Consider the following 268-nt stretch of genomic DNA (forward strand, 5'->3'; position numbering starts at 1 on the left):
AGCGCCACTTCAAAGCTTGGGTGCGCACCAAAAGAAGCAAAAACACCGCCGGTGCGTGGGTTCATTAAGGTAACACAGGCAACCGGGAACTGACCGCCCAACGATGCGTCTTTAACCAACACCGGGTAGCCTTGTTCTTCTAAGGCTTTTATCCCTTCCTGAATATTCGGGTACTTGTTAAGTACCTCTAGCGGTACGTCCGGCAGGGCAATTTCTTCTTCAATAATTTGCTTTTTAACGGCGCGCTCAAAAATTTCTGATAAGCAGT

General features: G+C 48.1%; 1 protein-coding gene. It reads right to left on the bottom strand.

Annotated features, from left to right (window positions below; all coding sequences use genetic code 11):
- The coding region (locus tag B3180_RS08565) for a YcaO-like family protein (RefSeq protein WP_286844023.1) at window positions 1–268 on the bottom strand (268 nt) is incomplete at both ends.

Source organism: Idiomarina sp. UBA4206 (genome assembly GCF_002383015.1).
Classification (GTDB): domain Bacteria; phylum Pseudomonadota; class Gammaproteobacteria; order Enterobacterales; family Alteromonadaceae; genus Idiomarina; species Idiomarina abyssalis.